Raw genomic sequence first — 2,021 nt, forward strand, 5'->3', positions numbered from 1 at the left:
GCCCCGATTGCGCCGCGGCGAGATCGCCATCGACCTGCGCCATCTGCGACCGCGCGGCGCCGATCCGGTCGGCGACCGACCCGGTGCCGGGCAGCGCCCCGAGATAGCGGTTCTGGAAGTCGGCGCGCTTGGCCTCCGCGTCCTGCAGCTGCTTCTGCCGCTGTGCCAGTTGCTTGTCGAGAAAGCTGAGGCTCTGGCTGGTACTCGTCCGGTCGCCTGCCAGATTGCCCTCGACGAAGATGTCGATCAGCTTCTGCGTGATCGTCCGCGCCAGCTTCGGACTCGCCGCGGTCGTCGCGATCTCGAACAGATTGTCCTGCGCCGACGTCACCTTGATCGACTGGGCGAGGCTGGCGACGCGGTCGGCGACGTCGCGGTCGCTGGCGACCGTGTTGGCAAGGTCGGTGCCGCGCACGACCTTCTCCAGATTGACCGCGGAGGTCAGCGTCTGGCGGATCGTGTCGATGTCGGTGCGGCTCGAGGCCGACGGCTGGTCCATGCTCGCGGGCAGCAGGTTCTGCATCTGGACGAAGACGCGCGCGCGCGATTCATACCGGCTCGGGATCTGCGATACGAACAGCCAGCCGAGGACGCACACGCCCCACGCGATCGCGAGCGCGAGCCAGCGCCGCGTCCAGATCGCGTGCAGCGCGACCCGCGCCTCGTCATAGATGCCGTTCATACCGCCACGCCTCAGAACATCGATTCGGGGATGATGATGACGTCACCGGGCTCAAGCCTGACATTGGCGGACGAATCGCCCTTTTTCAACAGGTTCGAGATCTGCAGCGAGAACTCGCTCTGCTTGCCGCTCGCCCGGTCGTAGCGCACCAGCCGCGCCTTGTTGCCCGCCGCATACTGGCTGAGCCCGCCGACCGCGATCATCGCGTCGAGCAGCGTCATATTGGCGCGATAGGGGATCGAGGCGGGCTTTTCGGTCGCGCCGACGATGCGGACCTGCTGGCTGTAGGTGCCGCTGAAATTCTCGACGATGACCGAGACGATCGGGTTTTTGACATATTCGCCGAGCGCCTTCTTCATGTCGTCGGCGAGCTGTGCGGGCGTCTTGCCGACCGCGGACATGTCGTTGACCAAGGGCGTCGTGATCCGGCCGTCGGGGCGGACCTGGACCTTCGACGACAGTTCGGGATTGCGCCAGACGAAGATGTTGAGCTGATCGAGCGGGCCGATCACATATTCCTCGCCCGGCAGTTCCTTGTTCGCGACATAGGCCGCGGGCGGCAGTTCGGGCGGACCGCCGGTGCTGCTGCAGGCGGCCAGCGACGACGCGGCGAGCCCCAGCGTGAACAGGGAACGGGAAACGGGTCCGGAACGCATGGGCACTGATCTCCTGGCGCCATCCCGGCAACGGGTGTCCGATGGCCGGTTAAACTCGCACGGGCTATGCAGGGAAACAGGTGAAGATAGCGTTTAGGAGCGCTCCGCAACCCCGCCCGCCGCCACGCTCATGGCTGGGGTTGGACTGAAGTAACGATCTCGAGCGCGGGTGGATGCCCGAGAAACGCCGCCGGGCTCGCGCTGGCGCCGTATGCGCCCGCCATGAAGATCGCGATCAGGTCCCCGGGCCCGACCGGCGGCAGCGCGACCCGGTCGCCGAGCCGGTCGAGCGGGGTGCACAGCGGTCCCACGACCGACACCGCGTCCGCGGCGGCCGCCTCCCCCATTCGCGCGGCGACCGCGATCGGATAGTTGCGCCGGACGACGGTGCCGAAATTGCCGCTCGCCGCGAGCTGATGATTGAGCCCGCCATCGACCACGACGAAGACTTCGCCCTGGCTGTGCTTCACGTCGATCACGCGGGTCAGGTACACGCCGGCCTCGGCGACCAGCCACCGCCCGAGCTCGATCGCGAACCGGGTGTCGCGCAGCACCGCCGCGCGGGTCTCGAGTGCCGCGTACAGCGCCGCACCGACCCGCTCGACGTCGAGCGCGACGTCGTTGGCGAAATAGGGCACGCCGAACCCGCCGCCCAGATTGACCAGCGGCGGCGCGACGCCCCC

The 2,021-nt window shown here is 67.8% G+C and carries 2 protein-coding genes and 1 pseudogene; all 3 read right to left on the bottom strand.

Annotated features, from left to right (window positions below; all coding sequences use genetic code 11):
• The coding region (locus tag NI18_RS19150; RefSeq protein WP_037532391.1) for a Wzz/FepE/Etk N-terminal domain-containing protein at nucleotides 1–682 on the bottom strand (682 nt) is incomplete at its 3' end.
• 11 nt (nucleotides 683–693) lie between these two features.
• A complete protein-coding gene (locus tag NI18_RS19155) occupies nucleotides 694–1,338 on the bottom strand; it encodes an XrtA/PEP-CTERM system exopolysaccharide export protein (RefSeq protein ID WP_031393819.1) in 645 nt (214 codons plus the stop codon).
• Between the two features lie 128 nt (nucleotides 1,339–1,466).
• Nucleotides 1,467–2,021: pseudogene (locus NI18_RS19160) on the bottom strand (pyridoxal-dependent decarboxylase, exosortase A system-associated); the annotation flags it as partial.

This window comes from Sphingomonas sp. Ant20 (genome assembly GCF_000783375.1).
Lineage (GTDB): Bacteria > Pseudomonadota > Alphaproteobacteria > Sphingomonadales > Sphingomonadaceae > Sphingomonas > Sphingomonas aerolata.